Consider the following 18,457-nt stretch of genomic DNA (forward strand, 5'->3'; position numbering starts at 1 on the left):
ATCATGACCACCTTTAAAACCGAAGCGCAATTTGAGCAGGCTTTTATTGAGGTACTCACCAACAAAGGTTGGGAGCCGGAGATACTCAAAAACAAAACCGAAGCCGATTTACTGCAAAACTGGGCAAACATTTTGTTTGAAAATAATCGCCAGCGGGATCGTTTAAACGATGTTCCGCTTACTTCGACTGAAATGCAGAAAATTATTGAGCAAATCAAAGAGCTTAAAACCCCGCTCAAGCTCAACGGTTTAATCAACGGTAAAACTGTGGCAATTAAGCGCGATAACCCAGCCGATACTTTGCATATGGGCAAAGAAGTCAGCTTAAAAATATATGACCGCCAGGAGATCGCCGCAGGCCAAAGCCGTTACCAAATTGTGCAGCAACCCAAATTTGAACGCGGTAGCCCTTTGCGTAATGACCGCCGTGGCGATGTGCTACTACTGATCAACGGGATGCCGGTAATTCATGTAGAGCTAAAGCGCAGCGGCATTCCCGTTAGCCAAGCCGTAAACCAAATTGAAAAGTACAGCAAAGAAGGCGTATTTAGTGGCCTGTTTTCGCTTATCCAAGTCTATGTGGCAATGGAACCAAATGAGACAAAATACTTTGCCAATCCAGGGTTAGACGGCAAGTTTAACCCCGACTATCAGTTTAACTGGGCCGATTTTAATAACGAGCCCATGAACCACTGGAAAGAAATCGCCTCTACCTTGCTTTCTATCCCGATGGCGCACCAGTTGATTGGCTTTTATACCGTCGCCGACGATACCGACGGCGTACTTAAGGTAATGCGCAGTTATCAGTATTACGCCGCCAATGCGATATCTGACAAAGTGGCCAAAACCAACTGGCAACAACTGGGTAGCGCAGCCAATAATCCCGATCGCCTCGGTGGTTATGTGTGGCATACCACAGGTTCGGGTAAAACCATGACTAGCTTTAAATCGGCGCAGTTGATTGCACAATCCAAAGATGCCGATAAAGTGATTTTTTTAATGGACAGGATTGAACTGGGCACCCAGTCGCTCGCGGAATACCGCAATTTTGCTGGCGATGGCGAAGACGTTCAAGCCACCGAAAACACTCACGTACTCATTACCAAACTAAAAAGCACCGCCCCTACCGATACCTTAATTGTTAGCTCCATTCAAAAAATGAGTAATATTTTTGAAACGGTAGATGATGAAGGCGAGGCCACAAACTCTGCAGATATTGAAAAAATTCGCGCTAAGCGTTTGGTATTTATTGTCGATGAGGCGCACCGTTCAACCTTTGGCGACATGCTGATTATTATTAAACGTACCTTCTCGCATGCCTTGTTTTTTGGCTTTACTGGGACACCAATTCAAGAAGAAAACGAAAAAAACGGCAATACCACCAGTACCGTATTTGGTAACGAGCTACACCGCTATAGTATTGCTGATGGTATACGCGATGGCAACGTGCTGGGTTTCGACCCTTACAAAGTCCCCACCTTTAGAGACAGCGATCTAAGACAGGCAGTAGCGTTAGAGCAAGCCAAGACCGGTTCAGTAAAGGAGGCCATGGATAACCCGGCCAAAAAGAAAAAGTTTAACCACTTTATGAAAGATGTACCTATGGCTGGCCATAAAGACGCCACAGGCAAGTACCACAAAGGCATTGAAGACTATGTGCCGAAAAGCCAATATTTAAGCGAAACTCACCAAGCCAAGGTGGTGGAAGATATTCTGCATAAATGGGATGTGCTCAGCCAGGGCAATAAATTCCACGCCATTTTGGCCACTAACAGCATTGCCGAAGCCATTGACTATTACCGTCATTTAAAAGCTGCCAAACCTGAACTTAAAGTATCGGCCCTGTTTGACCCGAACATTGATAACGACGGCAGTGGCGACCGTGGCCCTACTTTTAAGGGCGATGGTCTGGAAGAAATTATGGCCGACTATAACGGGCGTTATGGCCAGGATTTTGATTTTGCCCGCCATGCAGCCTTTAAGAAAGATTTAGCGGCACGCCTTGCCCATAAAAAGCCCTACGAGCGCATTCATACCGAACCTTCAAAGCAATTAGATTTACTGATTGTTGTAGATCAAATGCTCACTGGCTTTGACTCTAAATGGCTTAATACCTTGTATTTAGATAAGGTGATTAAATACCAAAATATTATTCAAGCGTTCTCGCGCACCAATCGCTTGTTTGGCCCGGACAAACCCCACGGTATTATTCGTTATTACCGCTATCCACACACCATGGAGCAACATATCAATGATGCGGTAAAACTTTATTCAGGTGACAGACCTATCGGCTTGTTTGTAGATCAGTTAGAAAGCAACCTTAAAGCCATGAATGAATTAGTGATAGACATTACCGAGCTGTTTATCAGTGCGGGTGTTGAAAATTTTGAAAAACTGCCAGACGATATAGAAACCTGTGCCCAATTCGCCAAATTATTTAACACATTTAGCCACCACCTAGAAGCGGCTAAAGTACAAGGTTTGCATTGGGAGCAGTCGATCTATTCCTTTACTGGAAATGATGTAGAACATGAAGTAACTCTGTCCATAGACGAACAAACATACCTGAGCCTAGTTCTGCGTTACAAAGAGTTGGTTGCCAAAGGTGATGGCAGTGGCACAAGTGGTGGCGATGTGCCTTTTGATATCAGTGGCTATTTAACTGAAATAGATACCGGAAAAATCGATGCCGACTACATGAACAGCCGATTTGATAAATATTTAAAAGAACTGAACCAACACCAAGACGCTGCGAACATTGAAACCACATTAAATGAACTGCACAAGTCGTTTGCATCACTCACCCAAAGCGAGCAAAAATACGCCAAGCTATTCTTGCACGACTTGCAGCGTGGTGATGCGCAGTTACTTGAAGGCCATACTTTCAGAGACTATATCAACACCTACAAAGATAACGCTGAAAATGCGCAATTAAACGCAGTTGTTAATGCTCTTGGTTTAGATAAAGGACTACTCATAGCATTAATGTCTGATAGTATTAATTATAATAATCTCAACGACTTTGGTCGCTTTGACGCATTAAAAGAAACGGTAGATAAAGCGAAAGCCAAGGCTTATTTTGAAAAACAAGACGGCATAACCATACCTCTATTCAAGCTAAATATTCGTATTGATCAGTTTTTAAAGCAGTTTATTTTTGCACAAATGGATGATTTCTTAAGTGACAAAGACTTTGTTGATGATGTGATGTGATGTGATGTAATGGACGTATCTCCCTCAGCGTAAGTCCTGCCAAACTTATGCTGAGTGTTCTTTTTTTAGAGGTACTGTTAATATCCTGACAAAACGAACCTTCACATAACTCAAAGCTATGAAGAGTGCCCTTTCAAGGGCTCGGTATGGTTACAAGCACTATCGAACTGGGATATATCCGTAGTTGTACCCACATCAGTAAGTTGATGCGGATTGAATCAGGTAAGTGAAAAAGCGAAGAACACCTTGCCGATACTGGATCCCAGACACAAAAAAACCACCTTTCGGTGGCTTCTTGTTCGCGCGGTACTTAATGGTGCCGAAGGCCGGACTCGAACCGGCACGTATCTCTACGGTTGATTTTGAATCAACTGCGTCTACCGATTTCGCCACTTCGGCACTGAAGTAGTATGCGGAAAACGGGTGCATTATACCTTCCCGCGATCGTCACGCAACACTTATCCGTTGTTCAATGAGTTAAGTGTCGAAAAAAGCGCCGCAGCGCATGTTTACCGGCCCTTCCTCGCCGCTTTCCCGCCCCGCCCGCTTCACAAACCTTGTGGCGCGTCACATTAATTATCACAACATGGTGTTGCACGAAAAAACGCCGAGAAAACCCAATAATAAGCAATTAATCATAAAGTTAAATAACAAAACCGCCCCAAGCCCCACGCCGGCATTTGTGATAACTGTCGCTTACTTGTTAATCGCGATGGTTGAAGATGTTCCTCCATAACAAAAAATAACAGCTTCGCGGCGCCCCTGCCGCCGCCGGGGCCACAGGAGCGAACATGATCCCGTCTGAACGCCGCGATTACATCTATCGCTATGTGCATGAATATCAGCTGGCGAGCATCAGCGCGCTGTCGGAGCTGATGAGCGTCTCCCACATGACGGTGCGGCGCGATATCCGCGTGCTGGAAGAGCAAGGCAAGGTGGTCAGCGTCAGCGGCGGCGTACGCCTGAGCGAGGCGCTGCGCCAGGAGCTGGCCTATTGCGAGAAGGCGCAGCTGCACCATCGCCACAAGCGCGAGATCGGCAAATACGCCGCCGGCTTGGTGGAAGACGGCCAGGTGGTCTATCTGGACGCCGGCACCACCACCTTCGAGATCGCCCGCAGCCTGGCGGAGCGTTTCAATCTGACGGTCGTCACCAACGATTTTTCCATCATCCAGCACCTGATGAATCGCCCGCAGCTCAGCCTGTTCCACACCGGCGGCCAGGTGGATCAGCGCAACTACTCCTGCGTCGGCAACAGCGCCGCCATGCTGTTGCGCAGCCTGAATATCGACGTGGCTTTCATCAGCACCAGCTCGTGGGATCTGGAGCACGGCCTCTCCACGCCGCACGAGGAGAAGGTGCTGGTCAAGCAGGCGCTGCTGGAGGTCGCCCGCCGCCGGGTGCTGGTCTCCGACAGCAGCAAGTACGGCAAATACGGCATGTTCCGCGTCTGTCCGCTGGAGGCGCTGAGCGACATCATCTGCGACGCCGCGCTGCCGCCGGAGGCGCAGCAGCTGCTGCGCGAGCGCGGTCTGCAACTGCACAACGTCCAACTCTGATAACAACAACGCTAGGGAAAGGAGCACCATATGAATATCGTCATCACCGGCGGCGCCGGTTTTCTCGGCCAGCGGCTGGCGAAAGCGCTGCTGCACGGCAGCTGCCCGCTGGCCTTCGACACGCTGATCCTGGTGGACATCACCCCGCCGCCCGCCCCGCTGCCGGATGCGCGCCTGCAGTGTCTGGCGCTCGATCTGTCGCAGCCCGGCGCGGCGGAGCGGCTGATCGACGCCGACTGCGGCGTGCTGTTCCACCTGGCGGCCATCGTCAGCAGCCATGCGGAGAGCGATTTCGATCTCGGCATGCAGGTCAATTTCGACGCCACCCGCCAACTGCTGGAAGCGGCGCGCCACCGGGCGCCGGGCATGAAGTTCATTTTCACCAGTTCGCTGGCGGTGTTCGGCGGCGAGCTGCCGCCGGTGATCGACGATCGCTGTGCGGTCACCCCGCAATCCTCCTACGGCGCGCAGAAGGCGATGTGCGAGCTGCTGATCAACGACTATGCGCGCAAAGGCTTCGTCGATGGCCGCGTGCTGCGCCTGCCCACCATCAGCGTGCGGCCGGGCAAGCCGAACAAGGCGGCCTCGTCGTTCGCCAGCGGCATCATCCGCGAACCGCTGCACGGCGAGCAGGCGGTGTGCCCGGTAGACGCCGAGCTGGCGCTGTGGCTCTCCAGCCCGGCCGCGGTGGTGAGCAACTTCATCCACGCCGCCACGCTGCCCGCTTCGGCGTTCGGCGCGCTGCGCACGCTCAACCTGCCCGGCGTCAGCGTGCGCGTGCGGGAGATGCTCGAAGCGCTGCGCGCGGTGGCCGGTGACGCCGTCGCCGCACGGGTGCGATTCGAGCCGGACGCCGCCATCAACCGCATCGTCGCCGGCTGGCCGGGCGAGTTCGACACCCGGCGGGCGCAGCAGCTGGGCTTCACTGCCGATGAAAGCTTCGAGCAGGCGATCCGCGCCTTTATCCGCGACGACATGCCGCAAGGCGGGGGCTGATCATGGCGATGTATACCCCAATCATCGGGCTGGCGGTGGCGGTGTTTGCGCTGATTTTCCTGGTGCTGCGCACCCGCGTGCATGCGCTGATCGCCATGCTGATCGCCGCCTCCATCGCCGGCATTACCGGCGGCATGGGTGCCACGCAAACCGTCGACGCCATCACCAAGGGCTTCGGCTCCACGCTCGGCAGCATCGGCATCGTCATCGGGCTGGGGGTGATGATGGGCCGGGTGCTGGAGGTCTCCGGCGCCGCCGAGCAAATCGCCTACAGCTTTATCAAATGGCTGGGCAAAAGGCGCGAGGAGTGGGCGCTGGCCATCACCGGCTATATCGTCAGTATCCCGATTTTCGTCGATTCGGCGTTCGTCATCCTTTATCCGCTGGTCAAGGCGCTGGCGAAAAAGGGCAAGCGCAACCTGCTGACGCTTGGCGTCGCGCTGGCGGGCGGGCTGATCCTCACCCACCACGCGGTACCGCCGACGCCAGGGCCGCTGGGCGTAGCGGGCATCTTCGGCGTGGATATCGGCGCCATGATGCTGGCCGGGCTGGTGCTGGCCATTCCCTGCGTGATCGGCATCGTGCTGTATGCGCGCTGGCTGGGCGCGCGCTACCCGGACTTTATGCCGCAGGAAGAGGAAGCGCCGCAGGATCTGCGCGCCGCGCATCAGCAGTATCTGGCGGAGAAAGAGGGCAAGGCGCTGCCGAGCCTGATGTTGTCGCTGCTGCCGATCCTGACGCCGATCGGGCTGATCTTCGTCAACGCGGTCAACAATATGCTGGCCAAACGCGAGGGCATGGGCTGGCTGGCGGAGAGCCTGTGGGGCCAAAGCTTCGCGTTTCTCGGCTCGCCGATGATCGCGCTGGCGATCAGCGTGCTGCTGGCGGTGTACACCCTGATGCCGCACGCCAACAAGCACGACACGCTGGAGCGGCTGGAGGAAGGCCTGCAGACCGCCGGCATCATCCTGCTGGTTACCGGCGCAGGCGGCGCGTTGGGGGCGGTGCTGCGCGAGAGCGGCGCCGGCACGCAGCTGGCGGAACAGGTCGCCGGGCTGCCGATCTCGCCGGTGCTGATCCCGTTCGTCATCGCCACGCTGGTGCGGGTGATACAGGGCTCCGGCACGGTGGCGATGATCACCGCCGCCTCTATCTCGGCGCCGATCGTCAGCCTGCTGCCCGGCGTCAATATGCTGGCGGCGGCGCAGGCGGCCACCCTGGGCGCGCTGTTCTTCAGTTACTTCAACGACAGCATGTTCTGGGTGGTCAACCGCATGATGGGCATCAAGGACGTGCGCCAACAGATGATGGTGTGGTCGGTACCCACCACTATCGCCTGGGCCATCAGCCTGTGCGGCGTGGTGTTGCTGGACTGGCTGCTGTAACGCTTCCCCCAACGTCAACCCCCAGGGCGCGATCTGTTAGATCGCGCCCTTTTTTTCTTCTCCCTTTCACGCCCCTCACCACAAAACCGCAGATCCGATCACAATTTCACCAAATGCTGATTTTAAAGCCATATGAAAGAGAATAAGGTGAATAAATAAAATCAAATGAAAATAAAAGAAGGATAAACGCAATGAATGAAACAACCAGACGCATGGCCAGGTTGATCGACCTGAGCGCGGTGCAGGCCACCAATACCGAGGAAGACGTGCGCCACTGCGCCGCGCTGGCCAGCCGCTATCGCATCATCTCGGTACACGTGCTGCCGTGCTGGACGCGTTTCCTCAGCACCCTGCTGCCGGAACGCGGCCAGGCGGACGTGATGATTGGCGGGCCGGTCGGCTTTCCCGGCGGCGGGCAGACCACCGATCTCAAGGTGCAGGAGGTGCGCCAGCTGATCGCCGAGGGCGCGCGCGAGGTCGATATGGTGGTGAACATCGGTAAGGTGCTGTCGGGGGATTACGACTACGTGCGCGAAGATCTGCGCCGGGTAGTCGAGGCCGCAGCGCCGGTGCCGGCCAAAGTCATTCTGGAGACGCACTATCTGAACGAGCTGCAGATCCGTCGGGTGTGCGATATCGCCGTCGAAGTCGGCATGGCCTGGGTGAAAACCTCCACCGGCTGGGCACCGACCGGCGCCACGGTGGAGAAAGTGGCGATCATCGCCGATCAGTTGCGCGGCCGCATCCAGATCAAAGGGGCAGGCGGCATTCGCGATCTGGACACGGTGCGCGCATTGTATCGGCTGGGCGTACGCCGCTTTGGCATGAGCACGGCGGCCACCCAGCGCGTGCTGGAGCAGCTTGAACAGGATCCAGGCCTGTTCCCGGAACTGAACGATAACTAAATCCTGCGCGATCCCAGCGCACGCTTCTGCGGGTGGCCCCGCCATCCGCCACGGGAGTGATAACAATGAAAGATTTACTTCTTACCCTTGATATCGGCACCGGCAGCACCCGCGCCGGGCTGGTCACCAACACCGGGGAAATCCTTGGCTTCGCGCAGCGCGAGTACGAGCAGATCACGCAGCAGGCCGGTTGGTCGGAACAACCGCCTTCACTGTGGTGGCAGAGTGTCTGCCAATGTACGCAGGAGCTGTACGCGCGCTACGCCGAATACTGGCCGCGTATCGCCGCCGTCGGCGCCTGCGGGCAGATGCACGGCACGGTCTTGCTCGATACCGACGGCGAACTGGTCGTCGATCGCGCCATGCTGTGGAACGACAAACGCGCGCAGCCGCAGGTGGCGCGCTTTAGCCACCAACAGCCGCCGCAGCCCTGGCTTGAACTGTTGAACAATCCCCCCACCGCCGCCTGGCCGGCGTTCAAGTTGGCCTGGCTGCGCGAGCATCACCCATCGCAGTGGGAGCGCATCGCTACGGTGTTGATGCCGAAGGATTACGTCAATTTCCGGCTCTGCGGCGTACGCGCCACCGATTACAGCGAAGCCTCCTGCTATTACCTGATGGACAGCGCCACGCTGCAGTGGTCGCCAGAGGCGCTGCGGCAGTTCGGGCTGCGCGCCGATCAGCTGCCCGCCATCCATCTCTCCAGCGAGGTGATTGGCCACATTACGCCCGCAGCGGCAAGCGTTACCGGTCTGCCGCCGGGGGTGCCGGTGGTGGCGGGCACGGCGGATATGGCCGCTACCCTGCTCGGCTCCGGCGTCTATCAGGCCGGCATCGCCTCCGACAGCACCGGCACCTCCACGCTGCTCACCGTGGTCTCGGAACACCCGCTGCTCTCCGCCGGCGTCAACAACCTGCACTTGGCCAACTCGGCCTGGGGCGGTTTTACCCTGCTCGATGCCGGTGGCGACGCCATGCGCTGGGCGCGTTCGGCGCTGAGCGCCGGCCAACTCAGCCATCAGCAGATGCTCGATATGGCGGCCGAGGTGCCGCCGGGCGTCGAAGGGCTGCTGTTCCTGCCCTACCTGACCGGCGAGCGGCTGGCGGAACACACCAACTCGCGCGCGCAGTTCTTCGGCCTGCAGCGCAAGCATAGGCAGCCGCATCTCTACCGCGCGGTGCTGGAGGGCGTAGCGCTGGCCTCCCTGCGTAATCTGCAGCAGCTCAGGCGCCACGCACAGGAGCCGGAGGCAATGATCGCCTCCGGCGGCGGCGCACGCAGCCCGCTGTGGCTGCAGATCAAAGCCTCGGTCTATAACCTGCCGCTGCTGCAGACGCGCAATCAGGAGAACGGCACCACCGGCTGCGCGATCGTCGCCGGGGTCGGCGTCGGGCTGTTCAGCAGTTTTGCCCAGGGGGTGAGCCGCACCGTCAGCATCGAGCGCGAATTTACCCCCGATCCGCGCCAGCAAGAGCACTACCTGCGCTGCTTCGAGCTGTTCGAACAGCTCTACCGCCAGGCGCAACCCCTCTACGAACAGCTTGACGTTATTAGCTCGTTCTCTTTTTCTCCGGATGAAGGAACACCGCAATGAGCGACTCTCTGATTAACAAGGGCGACATCGCGCAGCACGCCACGGCCGAAAGTATCGACCGCAGCGCCTATCTGCCCGCCACGCCCTGGCTTCAGCTGATGCTGGTCTGCTGCCTGTTCGCCCTGTGGGGCATGGCCGGCAACCTGAACGATATTCTGATCGCACAGTTCAAGAAGGGGTTCGATCTGTCGGATACCCAGACCGCGCTGGTGCAGTCGATCTTCTTCCTCGGTTACTTCGTAATGGCGCTGCCCGCCGCAGCAGTGATCAAACGCTACTCGTACAAGGTGGCGATCGTGATCGGCCTGTGCCTGTACGCACTCGGCTGTTTCCTGTTTATTCCTGCGGCGCAGATCATGACCTACGGCGCTTTCCTGGCCTGCCTGGGGGTGATCGCTACCGGGCTGTCGTTCCTCGAAACCTCCGCCAATACCTACTCCAGCCTGCTGGGGCCGCTGGAAACCTCCACCCAGCGCATCAACTTCTCGCAGATCTTCAACTCGCTGGGGATCATTTTTGGCGTCTTGATCGGCCAGCAGCTGGTGTTCGGCAAAAACGATCCCAGCCACGCCGAGCTGCTGCAAATGCCACCGGCTGTGGCCGAAGCGGCGCGCACCCAGATGGTGTCGCAGGTGGTCACGCCTTATCTGATCATCGGCAGCGTGCTGATCGTGTTGGCGCTGATCTTCGTGGCGGTGAAATTCCCCGCCTGCAAAACCCAACGCTCGCACCAGGGAGCGGGCAAGCCGCTGATGCAATCGCTGAAGATCCTGCTGGCGCTGCCGCGCTTCCGGTTGGGGGTGCTGTCGCAGTTCCTGTATGTCGGCGCGCAGGTAGGGCTGTGGAGTTTCACCATTCGTTTTGTGCAAATGATTGAACAGGGCGCAACCGAGCATTCAGCCACCTACTGGCTGCTAGCCACGCTGGTCTGTTACTCGGCCGGCAAGGTGGTCACCACCGCGCTGATGAAAAAGTTCAGCCCGGCGCGGTTGCTCGGCGTGTTCTGTTCGGTATGCGTGCTGCTGTTGCTGCTGGCCGTCAACATCCAAAGCCTGCTGGCGGTGGTGGCGATCATGGGCGTTAACTTTTGCATGGCGCTGTGCTGGCCAACCAACTTTGGCCTGACGATCAAAGGGCTGGGCGAAGAAACTCAGGTGGCCGGTTCGATCGTGGTGATGTCGATCATCGGCGGCGCGGTGGTGCCGTTACTCATGGGCATCATCTCCGATCTCAACGGCGGCGATATGCAGATCGCCTTTGCAGTACCGCTGGTCTGCTTCGCCTACGTCGCCTTCTATGGCTTCTACTGCGCGCGCAAGGGGATTTGATATGGCACACCGGATTAACGGGTTGATGCACGTCGGTTTGCGCTGCGCGAATATCGAACGAGCCGCCGGCTTCTATCGTTCACTCGGTTTCGAACCCCGACAAACGTTGGCGCTCGACGGCCCCGTCGCCGTACAGTTTTTGCAGTTGGGTGAGCTAACGCTGGAGTTATACCAGCTACCCGACGAAGGGCTGACTCGCCCCACCAACGCCTATGGCATCGACCATATCGCTTTGCGGGTCATCGATCTGGCGGCCACGCAGCGTTGGCTGGCGGAGCTGGGGTATCCGGTGATTGAAGGGCCGACGCTGCAGCCCAGCGGTGCCAACGGCGTGCGTTATCTGATGATCGCCGGGCCGGACGGCGAGCGGGTGGAATTCAGCCAGCCGCTGTAATGTTTCTTCCCACATAGCACAAGGCCCGATGGCTGTGATAAGCCATCGGGCCTCATTCGATTTTTTGTCAGCACACGAGCCTTTACCGCCATAGCCATGCGCCTTATCGGCCATCGCCCACATTCCCTCAAGCGCCCTACCAGGCTGCGCCAAATAATCCCCAACCGCAATGGCAACACTGCAAATAATTGCATATCCATGTGTCAGCCAATAAAGAATGAGTTTACTTAACATTCCTAGAACACTATTTTTTCATTGGTGAAAATCAGGCGGGAAATAAAAAATCATAATAGCGTTCGCAAAGGCGAAAGAGTAATTCCATTAGATGAGTTTTATCTTAAATCACCATAAAAATAGCATACACACGTAACAAAATGGTGGTTTAACGCGTAAAAACCAGCAGAGAACACTTGCCTCTGCGGAGTTAATAGCTTTAAGATGATGTAAGAAAATTTTCCCTGGTGTTGGCCAATATTGGCAACCTGACCCTACGCGGTCAGGTTTTTTTTGTATTTTTTATTAAAACATTACACTAGGAAGTCTATCGCCTTGAAGGGTGTGAAACCAGTTAGACTAAAGTACAGTCCCTTACTAGACCTTTATCAGTTCATGCAGGTGATTATTTCATATCGCAGAGATCGGGGCAGGTACTCTATATTACGTCCTCAACGTGAACCGACACGCGACCAAATCAATACCGATTGACGCCCATCATTTCTTGAATCGAAAAACGCTGTTCGCCAGCCGATATTTTCTCCCTTCAGACGTATCCCGACTGATGATTTATGCGCAGCCGTGCCTCCGTATTCCACGGGTACGCTAGCCGCGGGCTAGCGAGCCAGTCACTCCACCGGTTTAATCAACCGAAGCTCCATCCCCAGGCGCACGGCATGTCGGGCATTCGTTACCCCCAACTTTTTGATGACGTTGGACATATGAAACTTGATGGTGCCGGTTTTTATGCCCAGGATCATCGCCGTTTCCTGGTAGGTTTTACCCACGCTGGCCCAATAAAGGATCTCGTTTTCCCTGTCGGTAAAGCGGGCATTTCTCTCCAGGGCTACGGCGTTTTTTTCTGAAAGTGGGGATAGTGCCAGATACGACTCATGGATTGAGGCCAGCAATACCGAGATTTCACCTTTACGATCGGTGAGCGCCTGGATGGCTTCCGCTCTCTGCTCAACGTTGAAGGCAAAGGAAAGCGTGACGAGATTGTCGCTGTAATCGTGCAGCACGAAGGTATAGCCGTGCGTTACGCCAAACTCGCGGGCCTGTTCGAACAACTCGGGAAAGTGCAGCCCTGCGTCAGCCATGATTTGCTCGTCCCAGGCGAACGGGGTCAGGCGGTTGCGGGCGGTAAGCACCACCGGATCAATATACTGCAACCCCTGCTCTTGATACTTTTTTACCCATTCACTCGGGTAGTTGGTGACGCCAAAGATGCAGGCAATGTCTTTTTTGGATAACACCACATACGCCCACAGGAGATCGCCCAACTCTCCCAACGCCGCCTCCAGTCGCTTGCCGATGATATTGCTGAGATTGTATTCGTCTTCCATTGGCTGCGTGCTCCCTCTGCCCAACCTACCGCTGAACTGACTATACCAAAAAGGATCGGTGCGCCGTAACCTTCGCATCTCGCACGGATAATGCCCGCTGGAATATTGCCAGCGGCGGCCGGCAAGCGCTTTGCCTGCCGCCGATGCGCGGGGTATATTAGCCGCACGTCCATTGTGCCTGTCAGGAGTGAATGAGTGAGCATGTTCGCAGAAGAGCGCCAGGAAAAACTCCTCGCCATTCTCAAGGAGAAGCGCAAGCTCTCCGTGGGGGAAATGAGCTCGCGCTTTAACGTCTCCGGCGCCACCATCCGCACCGATCTGCGCATTCTGGAAGACGCCGGCATGCTGACGCGCACCCACGGCGGCGCCATTCTGCGCACCCGCGCCAGCTTCGAGGTCGGTTCCGATCAGCGTGAAGAGGTGAACCTCAGCGCCAAGGAGCAAATCGGTCAACTGGCCGCCGGCCTGGTGGAAGACGGCGACATCATCGTATTGGACACCGGCACCACCACCCTGCAAATCGCCCGCCATCTGCGCCAGCGCCGCAACCTGACCGTGGTCACCAACGATTTCATGATCGCCAAGAGTCTGGAAGACGTCGAATCGATCCAGATCATCCTGCTGGGCGGCATCGTCAAAAAGGGTTATCACTGCGCGGTCGCCATCAACGGCCGTTCGCTGCTGGATACGCTGAACATCGACAAAGCTTTTATGGGCGCCAACGCGCTATCGCTGAAACAGGGCGCCTGCGTGGCCGACATCATGCTGGCCGAAACCAAGCGCGCGATGGTGGAGCATGCCAATCAGGTGATCGTGGTGTGCGATCACTCCAAGCTGAGCAACACCTCGCTGGCGCAGTTCGCCTCCCCTGCCCAGATCGACACCCTGGTGCTGGATCGCCTGCCGGAAGACGCGCAGGCCTATCAGGATGCCGGCATTGCGCTGTTGAGCGTCAGCTAACCCCCAACAAAAAAGGCGCGGCCCCGCGGCCACGCCTTTCTTCACTACCGATCGCCCCGCTACTTGCGTTTGAGCAGCATATACACGCTGATCAGCAGGAACAGCATGCTCGGCAGCAGCGCGCCCAGCACCGGCGGCATGCTGTACACCAGGCTCAGCGGGCCGAAGATCTGATCCAGCACGTAGAACAGGAAGCCGAAGCTGATGCCGGTCACCACGCGGATGCCCATCGGCACGCTGCGCAGCGGGCCGAAGATGAACGACAGCGCCATCAACATCATCACCGCCACCGACAGCGGCGAGAAGATTTTGCTCCACATGTTGAGCTGGTAACGGTTGGATTCCTGGCCGCTCTGCTTCAGGTACTTCACGTAGTTGTGCAGCCCGCTGATGGAGAGCGAATCCGGATCCAGCGCCACCACGCCCAGCTTGTCCGGGGTCAGGTTGGTTTTCCATTCGCCGGTCAGCGTCTGGGTGCCGGTCACCTGTTTCGGGTCGGTCAGATCCGAGGTGTCCACCTGCGAAAGCTGCCACACCCCGTTCTCGAAGCTGGCGGTGGCGGCATAGCGCACCGTCTCCAGGCGACGCTGATCGTTGAAGTGGTAGATGTTCACGCCGGAGAGTTCTTTATCGCCAGAGACGCGCTCGATGTAGATGAAGTCGTTGCCGTCCTTCGCCCACAGCCCGCTCTTGGTGGAGAGCAGCGAGCCGCCGTACATCTGCTGGGCGCGGTAGTTACGCGCCATCTGCTCGCCCTGCGGCGCCACCCACTCGCCGATCGCCATGGTCAACAGCACCAGCGGAATGGCGGTTTTCATCACCGAGCCGGCGATCTGCAGGCGGGTGAAGCCGGAAGCCTGCATCACCACCAGTTCGCTGCGCGTCGCCAGTTGGCCCAGGCCGAGCAGCGCACCGAGCAGCGCCGCCATCGGGAAGAAGATCTCGATGTCTTTCGGCACGCTCAGCAGGGTGTACATGCCGGCGCTCAACGCGGTGTATTCGCCCTGGCCGACCTTGCGCAGCTGATCGACGAACTTGATGATGCCGGACAGCGACACCAGCATGAACAGCGTCATAATGATGGTGTTGAAAATCGTTTTACCGATATACCGGTCTAATACGCCAAACATCAGGCCGCTCCTCTCAGGCGTGCGCGCAGCTTGCGCATCGGCACGGTATCCCACAGGTTCAGCGCCAGCGCGATCGCGAAGTAAACGCCGTTAACCAGCCACAGCCACAGCATCGGATCCAGCTTGCCCTTGCCGGCGTTGGAGCGCAGCGAGGTCTGCAGCAGGAAGAAGATCAGATACAGCAGGATGGCCGGCAGCATGCTCAGCACGCGGCCCTGGCGTGGGTTCACCACGCTGAGCGGCACCACCAGCAGCGCCATCAGCGCCACCGACACCACCAGCGTCAGGCGCCAGTGGAACTCGGCGCGCGCATCCGGATCGTCGGACTCCCACAGCGTCTGCATCGACATCTGTTCGGATTCGGTGTTGTCCGCCGCCACGGTGCGGTGGCCAATCACCGCCTTGTAGTCGTTGAAGTCGGTAATGCGGAAGTCGCGCAGCAGCGCGGTGCCTTCAAAGCGGGTGCCCTTGTCGAGCGTCACCACCTGCGAGCCGTCTTTCTGCTGCACGATGTTGCCGTGCTCGGCCACCACCACCGACGGGCGTTGGTTGCCGTTCGGCCGCAGCTGCGCCAGGAACACGTCGTTGAAGGTGCTGCCCTTCACGTTGCCGATAAACAGCACCGCGTTGCCGTCCTGCGAGGGTTTGAACTGCCCCTCCGCCAGCCCGGCGATGCTCGGGTTGGCCTTGGCTTCGTTCACCACCACGTCCTGATAGCGCGAAGCCCAGGGGCCGGCCCAAAACACGTTCACCGCCGCGATCGCAGAGGTGAACAGCGCCAGGATCATGGCGGCAATAATCAGGGTGCGTTTGCCCAGCCCGCAGGCGTGCATAACGGTGATTTCGCTCTCGGTATACAACCGCCCAAGCGTCATCAGCAAGCCGAGAAACAGGCTCAACGGCAGGATGAGCTGCGCCATTTTCGGCACGCCCAGCGCCAGCAGGGAGAGGACTAAGTTTGTCGGGATATTGCCGTCCACCGCATCGCCCAACACCCTGACCAAGTTCTGACAAAAGAAGATCAGAAGCAGGATGAACAGGATGGCGATTTGGCTCTTGAGCGTTTCCCGTACCAGATATCTTATGATGATCACGCTTATTACGCCTGTGAAAACTTGTCTTTTTGCAGGAAAATCGATAATTTCATCGCTAATCCGCCATTTATTCTCATCATATGGCAACCTTCACAGCTAAAATAGTATTACAACATCAAGCCGTTTGGGTGTCCTATAGGAACTTGCTTATAGTCGCCAAAACAGAGCAATTTATGCCGTTCAGGTTAACATAATCCGTTAACTCAAATGGCAGGAGATCGTTACGGAGTCGGTTATTCTAGCCGTAGCGTCCGCCTTTGTCTTTAAGATTCAGGAGAGTGCATGGAGTTCAGTGTAAAAAGCGGTAGCCCGGAAAAACAGCGCAGTGCCTGTATTGTAGTCGGCGTTTTCGAACCGCGCCGCCTGTCCCCTATCGCAGAACAACTCGACAAAATCAGTGATGGTTATATCAGCGCATTGCTGCGCCGTGGCGAACTGGAAGGCAAGGTCGGGCAGACGCTGCTACTGCACCATGTGCCCAACATTCTCTCCGAGCGCATCCTGCTGATCGGCTGCGGCAAAGAGCGCGAGCTCGATGAGCGCCAATACAAGCAGGTGATCCAGAAAACCATCAATACCCTCAACGACACCGGCTCGATGGAAGCGGTCTGCTTCCTGACCGAGCTGCACGTGAAAGGCCGCAATACCTATTGGAAAGTGCGTCAGGCGGTGGAAACCGCCAAAGAGACGCTCTACACCTTCGATCAGCTGAAAAGCAACAAGGTGGAGCCGCGTCGTCCGCTGCGCAAAATGGTGTTCAACGTGCCGACCCGCCGTGAGCTCACCAGCGGCGAACGCGCTATCCAGCACGGCCTGGCGGTGGCTTCCGGCATCAAGGCGGCCAAAGATCTCGGCAACATGCCGCCGAACATCTGTAACGCCGGCTACCTGGCCTCGCAGGCCCGCCAGCTGGCGGACGCCTTCAGCACCCACATCACCACCCGCGTCATCGGCGAACAGCAGATGAAAGAGCTGGGCATGAACGCCTATCTGGCGGTCGGCGCCGGTTCGCAAAACGAGTCGTTAATGTCGGTGATGGAATATAAGGGCAACCCAAATCCGGACGCTAAGCCGATCGTGCTGGTAGGCAAAGGGCTGACCTTCGACTCCGGCGGCATCTCGATCAAACCGGCCGACGGCATGGACGAGATGAAATACGACATGTGCGGCGCGGCGACCGTGTACGGCGTGATGCGCGTGGTGGCGGAGCTGAACCTGCCGTTGAACGTGATCGGCGTGCTGGCCGGCTGTGAAAACATGCCGGGCGGCCGGGCTTACCGTCCGGGCGACGTGCTGACCACCATGTCCGGCCAGACCGTCGAGGTGCTGAACACCGACGCCGAAGGCCGTCTGGTGCTGTGCGACACCCTGACCTACGTCGAGCGCTTCGAGCCGGAGCTGGTGATCGACATCGCCACCCTGACCGGCGCCTGCGTGATCGCCTTGGGCCACCACATCACCGGCCTGATGTCGAACCACAACCCGCTGGCGCACGAACTGCTGGGCGCTTCCGAGCAGGCCGGCGACCGCGCCTGGCGCCTGCCGATGGCCGACGAGTACTACGAGCAGTTGGACTCCAACTTCGCCGACATGGCGAACATCGGTGGCCGCCCTGGCGGTGCCATCACCGCCGCCTGCTTCCTGTCGCGCTTCACCCGCAAGTACACCTGGGCGCACCTGGATATCGCCGGCACCGCCTGGCGCTCCGGTAAAGCCAAGGGCGCGACCGGCCGCCCGGTGGCGCTGCTGTCGCAGTTCTTGCTCAACCGCGCGGGCCTGAACGGCGACGATTAAATCTGAGCGGTAATTCAGGTATAATCCCAAGGGGCACAGCATGCTGTGCCCCTACATTTTTTTATCGGCAGCGGTGGATCCTTAATGAAACAGGCGACGTTTTATTTGCTCGACAACGCGGAACCGTCTGGTGCGCTCAGCGCCCATGAGGCCGTGGCCTGCGCCGTTGCCGCCAACGGCTTCCGTTCCGGCAAGCGGGTGCTGATCGCCTGCGAGAGCCAGGAGCAGGCCCAGCGGCTGGACGAAGCGCTGTGGCAGCGCGAGCCGCATGAGTTCGTGCCGCACAACCTGGCCGGCGAAGGGCCGCACTATGGCGCGCCGGTGGAACTGTGCTGGCCCGGCAAGCGCGGCAACGCCCCGCGCGATCTGCTGATCGCCCTGCTGCCGCAGTTTGCCGATTTTGCTACCGCTTTCCATGAAGTGGTAGACTTCGTTCCTTACGAAGACACTCTGAAACAGTTGGCGCGCGACCGTTACAAGGCCTATCGCAGCGTCGGCTTCCATTTGACCACGGCTACGCCGCCAACTCACTGAATACGATAAAG

Annotated in this window: 15 protein-coding genes and 1 tRNA gene; 12 read left to right on the forward strand and 4 right to left on the reverse strand. The window is 57.5% G+C overall.

Annotated elements, in window-relative coordinates; all coding sequences use genetic code 11:
- Window positions 1-3 precede the first annotated feature (3 nt).
- A complete protein-coding gene (locus ACJ8HB_RS11615) occupies window positions 4-3,213 on the forward strand; it encodes a type I restriction endonuclease subunit R, EcoR124 family (RefSeq protein WP_094859867.1) in 3,210 nt (1,069 codons plus the stop codon).
- A gap of 314 nt (window positions 3,214-3,527) precedes the next feature.
- On the opposite strand, the gene ACJ8HB_RS11620 is transcribed toward ACJ8HB_RS11615, so the two are convergent.
- Window positions 3,528-3,612, reverse strand: a tRNA-Leu gene (locus ACJ8HB_RS11620).
- A gap of 82 nt (window positions 3,613-3,694) precedes the next feature.
- Between ACJ8HB_RS11620 and ACJ8HB_RS11625 the strand changes: the two genes are divergently transcribed.
- The 8 genes from ACJ8HB_RS11625 to ACJ8HB_RS11660 all read left to right on the forward strand — a co-directional run bounded on the left by ACJ8HB_RS11625 (window position 3,695) and on the right by ACJ8HB_RS11660 (window position 11,375).
- The gene (locus tag ACJ8HB_RS11625) at window positions 3,695-3,949 is read left to right on the forward strand and encodes a hypothetical protein (protein WP_133160070.1); all 255 of its coding nucleotides are present in this window, start codon (window positions 3,695-3,697) and stop codon (window positions 3,947-3,949) included.
- A 55-nt stretch (window positions 3,950-4,004) separates the two neighbouring features.
- Window positions 4,005-4,772, forward strand: a complete 768-nt coding sequence (locus ACJ8HB_RS11630; protein WP_033636886.1) for a DeoR/GlpR family DNA-binding transcription regulator — start codon at window positions 4,005-4,007, stop codon at window positions 4,770-4,772.
- A gap of 30 nt (window positions 4,773-4,802) precedes the next feature.
- Window positions 4,803-5,768 (forward strand): D-erythronate dehydrogenase, encoded by a 966-nt coding sequence (gene denD / locus ACJ8HB_RS11635; protein WP_094859868.1) that lies wholly within the window; start codon window positions 4,803-4,805, stop codon window positions 5,766-5,768.
- Window positions 5,768-7,153, forward strand: a complete 1,386-nt coding sequence (locus ACJ8HB_RS11640; protein WP_074027173.1) for a GntP family permease — start codon at window positions 5,768-5,770, stop codon at window positions 7,151-7,153. Before denD ends, ACJ8HB_RS11640 begins: the two co-directional genes overlap by 1 nt.
- A gap of 191 nt (window positions 7,154-7,344) precedes the next feature.
- A complete protein-coding gene (deoC, locus tag ACJ8HB_RS11645) occupies window positions 7,345-8,058 on the forward strand; it encodes a deoxyribose-phosphate aldolase (RefSeq protein ID WP_202394103.1) in 714 nt (237 codons plus the stop codon).
- A 65-nt stretch (window positions 8,059-8,123) separates the two neighbouring features.
- The gene (locus ACJ8HB_RS11650) at window positions 8,124-9,653 is read left to right on the forward strand and encodes a xylulokinase (RefSeq protein ID WP_094859870.1); all 1,530 of its coding nucleotides are present in this window, start codon (window positions 8,124-8,126) and stop codon (window positions 9,651-9,653) included.
- The gene (fucP, locus tag ACJ8HB_RS11655) at window positions 9,650-10,981 is read left to right on the forward strand and encodes an L-fucose:H+ symporter permease (protein ID WP_060457141.1); all 1,332 of its coding nucleotides are present in this window, start codon (window positions 9,650-9,652) and stop codon (window positions 10,979-10,981) included. Before ACJ8HB_RS11650 ends, fucP begins: the two co-directional genes overlap by 4 nt.
- Window position 10,982: 1 nt before the next feature.
- Window positions 10,983-11,375: a VOC family protein gene (locus tag ACJ8HB_RS11660; RefSeq protein ID WP_060427293.1), complete on the forward strand. Its 393-nt coding sequence runs from the start codon at window positions 10,983-10,985 to the stop codon at window positions 11,373-11,375.
- An 842-nt stretch (window positions 11,376-12,217) separates the two neighbouring features.
- Here ACJ8HB_RS11660 and ACJ8HB_RS11665 read toward each other — a convergent pair.
- Complete coding sequence (locus ACJ8HB_RS11665) at window positions 12,218-12,934, reverse strand: helix-turn-helix transcriptional regulator (RefSeq protein WP_094859871.1); 717 nt, start codon at window positions 12,932-12,934, stop codon at window positions 12,218-12,220.
- Window positions 12,935-13,135: 201 nt separating this feature from the next.
- On the opposite strand from ACJ8HB_RS11665, the gene ACJ8HB_RS11670 reads away from it, so the two are divergent.
- Window positions 13,136-13,894 carry a DeoR/GlpR family DNA-binding transcription regulator gene (locus ACJ8HB_RS11670; protein ID WP_033636877.1) on the forward strand — a complete coding sequence of 253 codons (759 nt, stop codon included), beginning with the start codon at window positions 13,136-13,138 and terminating at the stop codon, window positions 13,892-13,894.
- A 59-nt stretch (window positions 13,895-13,953) separates the two neighbouring features.
- On the opposite strand, the gene lptG is transcribed toward ACJ8HB_RS11670, so the two are convergent.
- Window positions 13,954-15,024 (reverse strand): LPS export ABC transporter permease LptG, encoded by a 1,071-nt coding sequence (gene lptG / locus ACJ8HB_RS11675; RefSeq protein WP_094859872.1) that lies wholly within the window; start codon window positions 15,022-15,024, stop codon window positions 13,954-13,956.
- The gene (gene lptF, locus ACJ8HB_RS11680; RefSeq protein WP_033636875.1) at window positions 15,024-16,118 is read right to left on the reverse strand and encodes an LPS export ABC transporter permease LptF; all 1,095 of its coding nucleotides are present in this window, start codon (window positions 16,116-16,118) and stop codon (window positions 15,024-15,026) included. Before lptF ends, lptG begins: the two co-directional genes overlap by 1 nt.
- 282 nt (window positions 16,119-16,400) lie before the next feature.
- On the opposite strand from lptF, the gene pepA reads away from it, so the two are divergent.
- Both pepA and ACJ8HB_RS11690 read left to right on the forward strand, forming a co-directional pair.
- A complete protein-coding gene (gene pepA, locus ACJ8HB_RS11685) occupies window positions 16,401-17,912 on the forward strand; it encodes a leucyl aminopeptidase (RefSeq protein ID WP_033636874.1) in 1,512 nt (503 codons plus the stop codon).
- 84 nt (window positions 17,913-17,996) lie between these two features.
- Entirely contained in the window at window positions 17,997-18,446 is a 450-nt protein-coding gene (locus tag ACJ8HB_RS11690) for a DNA polymerase III subunit chi (protein ID WP_033631663.1), read from the forward strand.
- Window positions 18,447-18,457: the final 11 nt, after the last annotated feature.

The sequence above is a fragment of the Serratia sp. CY27727 genome, from assembly GCF_052169275.1.
In the GTDB taxonomy this organism is placed as follows: Bacteria; Pseudomonadota; Gammaproteobacteria; order Enterobacterales; family Enterobacteriaceae; genus Serratia; species Serratia sarumanii.

What these genes read in the sequence shown, in the direction of transcription:
- ACJ8HB_RS11615 (WP_094859867.1), top strand. Translation starts at nt 4, where the DNA reads ATGACCACCTTTAAAACCGAAGCGCAATTTGAGCAGGCTTTTATTGAG.
- deoC (WP_202394103.1), top strand. Translation starts at nt 7,345, where the DNA reads ATGAATGAAACAACCAGACGCATGGCCAGGTTGATCGACCTGAGCGCG.
- fucP (WP_060457141.1), top strand. Translation starts at nt 9,650, where the DNA reads ATGAGCGACTCTCTGATTAACAAGGGCGACATCGCGCAGCACGCCACG.
- ACJ8HB_RS11650 (WP_094859870.1), top strand. Translation starts at nt 8,124, where the DNA reads ATGAAAGATTTACTTCTTACCCTTGATATCGGCACCGGCAGCACCCGC.
- ACJ8HB_RS11690 (WP_033631663.1), top strand. Translation starts at nt 17,997, where the DNA reads ATGAAACAGGCGACGTTTTATTTGCTCGACAACGCGGAACCGTCTGGT.
- ACJ8HB_RS11660 (WP_060427293.1), top strand. Translation starts at nt 10,983, where the DNA reads ATGGCACACCGGATTAACGGGTTGATGCACGTCGGTTTGCGCTGCGCG.
- ACJ8HB_RS11670 (WP_033636877.1), top strand. Translation starts at nt 13,136, where the DNA reads ATGTTCGCAGAAGAGCGCCAGGAAAAACTCCTCGCCATTCTCAAGGAG.
- ACJ8HB_RS11665 (WP_094859871.1), bottom strand. Translation starts at nt 12,934, where the DNA reads ATGGAAGACGAATACAATCTCAGCAATATCATCGGCAAGCGACTGGAG.
- pepA (WP_033636874.1), top strand. Translation starts at nt 16,401, where the DNA reads ATGGAGTTCAGTGTAAAAAGCGGTAGCCCGGAAAAACAGCGCAGTGCC.
- denD (WP_094859868.1), top strand. Translation starts at nt 4,803, where the DNA reads ATGAATATCGTCATCACCGGCGGCGCCGGTTTTCTCGGCCAGCGGCTG.
- ACJ8HB_RS11630 (WP_033636886.1), top strand. Translation starts at nt 4,005, where the DNA reads ATGATCCCGTCTGAACGCCGCGATTACATCTATCGCTATGTGCATGAA.
- lptG (WP_094859872.1), bottom strand. Translation starts at nt 15,024, where the DNA reads ATGTTTGGCGTATTAGACCGGTATATCGGTAAAACGATTTTCAACACC.